Source organism: Mycobacterium sp., assembly GCF_035653355.1.
Classification (GTDB): Bacteria; Actinomycetota; Actinomycetes; order Mycobacteriales; family Mycobacteriaceae; genus Mycobacterium.
Window position 1 is genome coordinate 1 of record NZ_DASRBZ010000144.1, and the last position, 8,686, is coordinate 8,686.

At 66.0% G+C, this 8,686-nt stretch carries 1 protein-coding gene; it reads left to right on the forward strand.

Annotation, left to right across the window (positions count from 1 at the left end; genetic code table 11):
• Window positions 1-8,686 (forward strand): non-ribosomal peptide synthetase (locus VFA16_RS04630; RefSeq protein WP_324966680.1); only part of this gene is annotated, 8,686 nt, incomplete at both ends.

Genomic DNA, 8,686 nt, shown 5'->3' on the forward strand with positions numbered 1-8,686 from the left:
ACGGCACCGACGCCGACGCCGACCAGCTGATCGAGCAGCTGTGCGTCGCCGAGCGCGCCGCGGTGCGCGACCTGTCCGGACAGGCCGCCTTCCGCGTGGCGCTGATCCGCACCGCGGCCGACCGGCACCGGTTCGTGCTGACCAATCACCACATCCTGCTCGATGGCTGGTCGCTGCCGATCCTTCTGGCTGAAATCTTCGCCAGCTACTACGGCGAGCGCCTCCCCGCACCCGTGCCGTATCGCAGGTTCGTCAGCTGGCTGGCCGATCGCGACGTCGATGCCGCCCGTGCGTCCTGGCGTGAGGTGCTCGATGGTTTTGACACCCCCACACTGGTCGGCCCCCCGGATCGGTTGGGGCTAGGACGGCGCGGTGTCGCGTCGTTCCGGCTGCCGGCAGAGACTACCCGCGCGGTGAGCGAGCTGGCGCGCTCGCACCACACCACCGTCAACACCGTGCTTCAGGCGGCCTATGCGCAGCTGCTGACGTCGCTGACCGGCCACCACGATGTGGTGTTCGGCACGACAGTCTCGGGTCGGCCCGCCGAGGTCGCCGGGGCGGACTCGATAGTGGGCCTGTTGATCAATACGGTGCCGGTGCGGGCGCGCATCGCACCCGGAACGACCGCCGCAGACCTCCTGGATCAGCTGCAGGACGCCCATAACGCCACACTCGAGCACCAGCACCTGGCGCTGCGCGAGATTCACCGCATCACCGGTCACGACCAGTTGTTCGACACCGTTTTCGTGTACGAGAACTATCCGCTCGACACGGCCGCGCTGTTAGCCGGTCGAGAATGGGCGGTTACCGAGTTCACCATCCGCGAATACAACCACTACCCGCTTGCGCTGGTAGCCATGCCGGGCGCCGAGCTGGACCTTCGCGTCGAATTCGACAGTGACGTTTTCGACGCTGACAGCGTTGAGGGGCTGATCGAGCGGTTGCAGCGGGTATTGGTGGCCATGACGGCCGATCCCACACGACCGATCGCCTCGCTGGGCCTCCTCAATGACCGCGAGCGCGCCCGCCTCGACCAGTGGGGCAATTGGGCGGTGTTGACCCAGCCACCGGCCGCGGCGGTGTCGATTCCGGAGGTGTTCGCAGCCCGGGTGGCGCGTGCTCCGGAGGCGGTGGCGGTGAGCTGCCAGGGCCGCGCCATGACCTATCGCGAGCTTGACGATGAGTCCAACCGGTTGGCACACCTGCTGGCCGGCCATGGGGTTGGCCCGGGTGAGTATGTGGCGCTGCTGTTTCCCCGGTCGGCCCACGCGATCGTAGCGATCCTGGCGGTGTTGAAGACTGGGGCGGCGTATCTACCCATCGACCCCGCGCACCCGCAGACTCGCATCGAGTTCATGCTTGCCGACGCAGGGCCAACGGCCGCGATCTCCGCCACCGGGCTCGCCGACCGGCTGGACGGGTTCGACATGGTGATCATCAATCCCGACGACCCGGCTATCCAGAGCCAACCAGCTACGCCGCTACCGGCGCCGGCTGCCGATGACATTGCCTACATCATTTACACGTCTGGAACGACAGGGGTCCCCAAAGGGGTGGCCGTCAACCACCACAATGTGATCCGGCTGTTCGACTCGCTGGACGTCGGCATAGAACTGGGCCCCGGACAAGTGTGGTCGCAGTGTCACTCCTATGCCTTCGACTACTCCGTTTGGGAGATCTGGGGTGCCCTACTCCATGGCGGACGGGTGGTGGTGGTTCCCGAAGAGGTGACCGGCTCACCGGAGGACTTCCACGCATTGCTGGTTGCTGAACGGGTTTCTGTCTTAAGCCAAACCCCGTCGGCTGTCGGAGTGCTCTCCCCGGAGGGGTTGGAGTCGACGGCGTTGGTGGTTTCCGCCGAGGCGTGTCCGCCCGAGGTGGTGGACCGGTGGGCGCCCGGACGGGTGGTAATCAATGGCTGCGGCCCCACCGAGACCACGGTCTATGCATCGCTCAGTAGACCGCTGGCAGCCGGATCGGGTACGCCGCCGATCGGTACGCCGGCGCCGGGAGCGGCGCTACTTGTGCTCGATGGGTGGTTGCGCCCGCTACCGGCCGGGGTGGTCGGTGAGCTGTATGTGGCCGGCGCCGGGGTTGGGGCCGGGTATGTAGGGCGGCCAGGGTTGACCGCGTCGAGGTTTGTGGCATGCCCATTCGGCGGCGCGGCAGCACCGGGAACACGTATGTATCGCACCGGGGACCTGGTGCGCTGGCGGCCCGACGGGCAGCTGGACTATCTGGGCCGCGCCGACGAGCAGGTCAAGATCCGCGGGTATCGCATCGAGCTCGGCGAAATCCACGCAGCGTTGGCGGGACTCGACGGGGTGGACCAGGCAGTGGTGATCGCCCGAGAAGACCTACCCGGCGACAAGCGCCTGGTGGGCTATATCACCGGCACCGCCGACCCGGCCGCTGTCCGCGCGAAGCTCGCCGAGCGGCTACCGGCTTACATGGTGCCCGCGGCCGTAGTGGTGCTAGATGCGCTGCCGCTGACAGTCAACGGCAAGCTGGACAGACGCGCCCTGCCCCCACCCGAATACACCGATACAGACGGCTATCGGGCCCCGGCTAACGCTATCGAGGAAATCCTGGCCGGCGTCTACGCTCAGGTACTTGGTATCGAGCGGGTCGGCGTCGACGACTCTTTCTTCGAGCTGGGTGGCGACAGCATCTCGGCGATGCGCCTAACCGCGGCGATCAACACCGGCTTGGACGCCAACCTTGCGGTGCGCGCCGTGTTCGAGGCGCCCACGGTCGCCCAACTGGCGCTCCGGATCGGTTCTACAGGTACGGGTCGCCTTGAGCCGTTGACGCCGGTTGAACGGCCCACGGTGATTCCGTTGTCGTTTGCCCAGCAGCGGTTGTGGTTCCTTGACCAGCTGCAGGGGCCCTCACCGATCTACAACATTACGGCGGCGCTGCGGCTGCGCGGGCCGCTTGACGCCGACGCGCTGCGCGCGGCGCTGGCCGATGTGGTGGGCCGCCACGAAAGCCTGCGCACCGTGTTTCCGACGGTCGAGGGAACTCCCCATCAGGTGGTGATTTCGCCGGAGCAGGCCGAGTTCGGCTGGGACGTCGTCGATGCCGCCGGATGGTCGGCAAGTCAGCTGCGGGAGGCCATCGAGGCCGCGGCCTGCCACACGTTCGACCTGGCGACCGATATCCCGTTGCACGCCCGGCTTTTCAAGCTCGCCGACAACGAACACGTCCAGGTCCTCGTGGTCCACCATATTGCTGCGGATGGCTGGTCGATGCGGCCGCTGGCGCGTGATCTGGCTATGGCTTATGCCAGTCGCCACGAGGGGCGGGCACCCAGCTGGGCGCCGCTGCCGGTGCAGTATGCCGATTACACGCTGTGGCAGCACACGCAACTGGGTGATGTCGGCGATCCCGACAGCCCAATCGCTGCGCAGCTGGAGTTTTGGGAGCAAGCGCTGGCCGGCATGCCGGAACGCCTTGATCTTCCTACTGATCGGCCCTATCCCGCGGTCGCCGACCTGCGTGGTGCCCGACTCGCTGTGGAGTGGCCGGCCGAACTGCAGCAGCAGGTGGCACGGGTGGCTCGTGAGCACAACGCCACGAGCTTCATGGTGATGCAGGCCGCACTGGCGGTGCTGCTTTCCAAGATCAGCGCCACCAGCGACGTAGCCGTGGGTTTCCCCATCGCCGGGCGCCGTGACCCCGTCCTCGATGAGCTTGTCGGGTTTTTCGTCAACACCTTGGTGCTGCGCGTCGATCTAAGCGGCAATCCCAGTGTCGGTGAGCTGCTGGATCAGGTGCGGACGCGCAGCTTGGCCGCCTACGAGCATCAAGATGTGCCGTTCGAAGTCCTGGTCGAGCGGCTCAACCCGTTGCGAAGCCTGGCCCATCACCCGTTGATCCAAGTGGCGTTGGCTTGGCAAAACCACGCTCCCGCCGAACTCGCGTTGGGCGATGTGCATGTCAGCCGGCTGCCGGTGGACACCCACACCGCCCGCTTGGATCTGGCGATTTCGCTTGAGGAGCGCTGGGACGAAGGCGGGGAACCTGCCGGAATCGGTGGGACGGTGGAGTTCCGCACCGACGTGTTCGACGCGGCCAGCATCACAACGCTGATCGAGCGGTTGCAGCGGGTATTGACGGTAATCACCGCAGATCCCGGCCGGTCGTTGTCGGCGATCGACGTGCTCGACGGGCCTGAGCAGACCCGCCTCGACAGGTGGGGTAACCGGGCGGTGCTGACGGAGCCGACGGCCACGCCGTTGTCGATTCCGGCGCTGTTCGCCAAGCATGTGGCAGGTGTTCCGGAAGCAGTCGCGCTGACATGCGATGAGGTTTCGTGGACCTACCGTGAACTGGACGAGGTATCCAACCGGTTGGCGCGCCTGCTGACCGCACATGGGGTGGGCCCGGCGACATGTGTGGCGCTGTTGTTGCCGCGCTCCGCTGAGGCCGTCGTCGCCATGCTCGCGGTTCTGAAGACCGGAGCAGCCTATTTACCGATCGACCTAGCGCACCCTGCGGCACGTGTTGGGTTCATGCTCGACGACGCGGCCCCGATCGCCGCGCTCACCACTAGCGGCACCCGGTCGCGGTTGACCGGGCACGATGTTCTGGCCATCGACGTCGATGATCCCCGCATCCCGACCTACCCTGGCACCGCATTGCACCCGCCGGACCCCGGGGACATCGCCTACCTCATCTATACCTCGGGTACTACTGGGGTTCCCAAAGGCGTTGCGGTTAGCCACCACAACGTCACCCAACTGCTTGCGTCATTGGATGCGGGCTTGCCGGCAGCGGGGGTATGGGCGCACAGTCACTCTGCGGCCTTCGACGTGTCGGTATGGGAGATTTTCGGTGCCCTGCTGCGGGGTGGGCGTCTGGTGGTGGTGCCCGAGTCGGTGGTGGCGTCACCGCAAGACTTCCATGACCTGCTGGTTGCTGAACAGGTCAGTGTCCTCACCCAAACCCCGTCAGCGGTCAAGGTTCTCTCTCCCGAGGGGCTGGAATCGGCGACACTGGTGACAGTCGGTGAGGCCTGCCCGCCCGAGGTGGTGGATCGGTGGGCGCAGGGGCGGGTGATGATCAACGCCTACGGCCCGACTGAAACCACAATGTGTGTAGCGATCAGTGCGCCGTTGACACCGGGTGCAGCTGTACCGATCGGTTCGCCGGTGGCAGGGGCGGCGTTGTTTGTGCTCGATGGCTGGCTACGCCCGGTGCCTGCCGGTGTGGTCGGGGAATTGTATGTGGCCGGCGCCGGCTTGGCGTACGGATATGTGCGCCGCGCGGGATTGACCGCGTCGCGGTTCGTGGCGTGTCCGTTCGGCGGCGCTGGGGCGCCGGGACCACGGATGTATCGCACCGGGGATCTGGTGCGCTGGCGCGCCGATGGGCAGCTGGACTATCTGGGCCGGGCCGATGAGCAGGTCAAAATCCGCGGTTACCGCATCGAACTTGGTGAAATCCAAGCAGCCATGGCTGCTTTGGACGGGGTGCAGCAGGCGGCGGCGGTCGCCCGTGAGGACCGCCCGGGCGACAAACGATTGGTGGGCTATATCACCGGCGCCGCCGATCCGGCCGCGGTCCGCGTCCAGCTCGCTGAGCGGCTGCCGGCCTACATGGTGCCGGCCGCGGTGGTGGCACTCGACACCTTGCCGTTGACGGTCAACGGCAAACTCGACGCCCGGGCCCTCCCGGCGCCTGAATACCAGGAAGTTGATCGGTATCACGCGCCCACCAACGCGGTCGAGGAAATCCTGACCGGCATATACGCTGACGTGCTGGGCCTGGAGCGGGTCGGGATCGACGACTCCTTCTTCGAGTTGGGTGGGGATTCCCTGTCAGCCATGCGCCTGATGGCCGCAGTCAACGCCAGCCTGGATGCCCATGTAGCGGTGCGGACTTTGTTTGAGGCGCCGACGGTGGCCCAACTGGCACCCCGGATTGGGGTGGGGGGCGCGGGACGGCTTGCGCCGTTGACGCCAGTGGAGCGGCCAGCGGTAGTGCCCTTGTCGTTTGCCCAGCAGCGATTGTGGTTTATCGACCAGTTGCAGGGGCCCTCGCCGATCTACAACATGGCCGTGGCATTGCGGCTGCGCGGGCGCCTTGATTCCGACGCCCTGCGTGAAGCGCTGGCCGATGTGGTGGAACGCCATGAAAGCCTGCGGACCTTGTTCGTAGCGGTCGACGGGATACCGCAGCAAGTGGTTGTTTCGCCGGAGCGGGCCGACTTCGGCTGGGACGTCATTGATGCAAGCGGCTGGTCGCAAGGCCAGTTGGATAAGGCCATCCACACCACGGTGCGTCACACTTTCGACCTGGCAGCCGAAATTCCTTTGCGGGCGCAGCTTTTCCGCATCGCCGATGACGAGCATGTCGCGGTGGCCGCGGTGCACCATATCGCCGCCGACGGCTGGTCGATCACCCCGCTGGTGCGTGATCTGGGTATGGCCTACGCCAGCCGGTGCGGGGGACGTGCCCCGCAGTGGGCACCGTTGCCAGTGCAATATGTCGATTACACGCTGTGGCAGCGCGCCCAGTTTGGTGAGATTGCCGACAGCACCAGCCCAATCGCGGCTCAACTGGCGTACTGGGAGCAGGCGCTGGTCGGCATGCCCGAATGTTTACAGCTGCCCACCGATCGGCCCTATCCCCCGGTCGCCGATTACCGAGGCGCCCGGCTGACCGTGGAGTGGCCGGCCGATCTGCAGCAGCAGATCACCCGAGTGGCCCGGGAACACAACGCCACCAGCTTCATGGTGATGCAGACGGCTCTGGCGGTATTGCTTTCTAAGATCAGCGCGAGCAGTGATATTGCCGTCGGATTCCCGATCGCCGGACGCCGAGATTCCGCCCTCGACGAGCTGGTCGGTTTCTTCGTCAACACCTTGGTACTGCGGGTGGATCTGACCGGGAATCCAACGGTGGCGGAACTGCTCGAGCAGGTGCGGGGCCGTGCCCTGGCAGCCTATGAGCACCAAGACGTGCCCTTTGAGCTCCTGGTAGACCGGCTGAAGCCCACCCGAAGTCTGGCCCATTCGCCGCTAGTGCAGGTGGTGTTGGGCTGGCAGAACTTCGCGTGGACCGGCGATCCCGTAGCCACGGTGCCGTTGGGTGACCTAGAGGTCTCGGGGATGCCGGTGGACACCCGCACCGCCCGGATGGATCTCACGTTCGCCCTGGCCGAACAATGGACAGAAGCTCGTGAGCCCGCCGGTATCGGCGGATTGGTCGAGTTTCGCACCGATGTTTTCGACGCCGCCAGCATTGAGAAGCTGATCGAGCGGTTCAAGCGATTGGTCGCGGCGATCACCGCGGATCCGACGCTGCGGTTGTCCTCGATTGACGTCCTTGACGCTGCCGAGCATGCCCGGTTGGTGGATTGGGGTAATCGGGCGATATTGACCCAGCCGGCGCCGGCGGCGAAGTCAATTCCGCAGGCGTTCGCCGCCCAGGTGGCGCGCAGCCCCGAGGCGGTGGCGGTGAGATTCCAGGGCCGCGCCATGACTTACCGCGAGCTCGACGAGGCATCTAACCGGTTGGCGCACCTGCTGGATGCTCATCATGATGTGGGCGCAGGAGCGCGTGTGGCGTTGTTGGTGCCGCGCTCGGCCGAGGCGATCGTGGCGATTCTGGCGGTGCTCAAGACCGGGGCGGCTTATGTGCCAATGGATCCGGCGCACCCGGCGGCACGTCTCGAGTTTTTGCTGACCGATGCGGCCCCCGTCGCCGCGATCACGACCGCTGAGCTGCGCGCCCGGCTCGACGGGCATGATTTGCCGATCATCGATATCGATGACCCGGTGATTGCTGCTCAGCCCGCCGCTGCCGTGTCGGCGGCGGCGCCGCAGGACATCGCCTATCTGATCTACACCTCGGGCACCACCGGTGTCCCCAAAGGCGTGGCGGTGCCGCATTGCAACGTGACTCGGTTGCTGGCGTCGTTGAGCACCGAGGTCGAGGGCGCCGGTGTGTGGTCGCAGTGTCATTCGTTGGCGTTCGACTTTTCGGTGTGGGAGATCTTCGGCGCTCTGCTGGGTGGCGGGCGGCTGGTGGTGGTGCCCGACGCGGTGGTGCGCTCCCCGCAAGAACTGCACGCCCTGTTGATAGCTGAGCGAGTCACCCTGTTAAGCCAGACCCCGTCAGCGTTTTATGCGCTGCAGTCCGCCGATGCGCTGGCCCCGCAGCTAGGTGGGCAGCTGCAGTTGGAGTCGGTGGTGTTCGGTGGCGAGGCGTTGGAGCCGCAACGTCTTCGGCCGTGGCTGGACGCCCATCCCGAGTCGGCGCGGTTGATCAACATGTACGGCATCACCGAGACGACGGTGCATGCCTCGTATCGGCCGATCATGGCTGCCGATGTGGAAGACAGTGCCAGCCCAATCGGCGTGCCGCTGGCCCATCTCGGGTTTCTTGTGCTGGACGCCTCGCTGCGTTCAGTTCCGGTCGGGGTGATTGGTGAGTTGTATGTGGCCGGTGCGGGGTTGGCCTACGGGTATGTGGGGCGGGCCGGGTTGACGGGGTCGCGGTTTGTGGCGTGCCCGTTCGCCGGCGCGGATGCGCCAGGAACACGCATGTATCGCACCGGGGATTTGGTGCGCTGGCGTGCTGATGGCCAGTTGGACTATCTGGGCCGCGCCGATGAGCAGGTCAAGATCCGCGGCTACCGCATTGAATTGGGTGAGATCCAGGCCGCGTTGGCCTC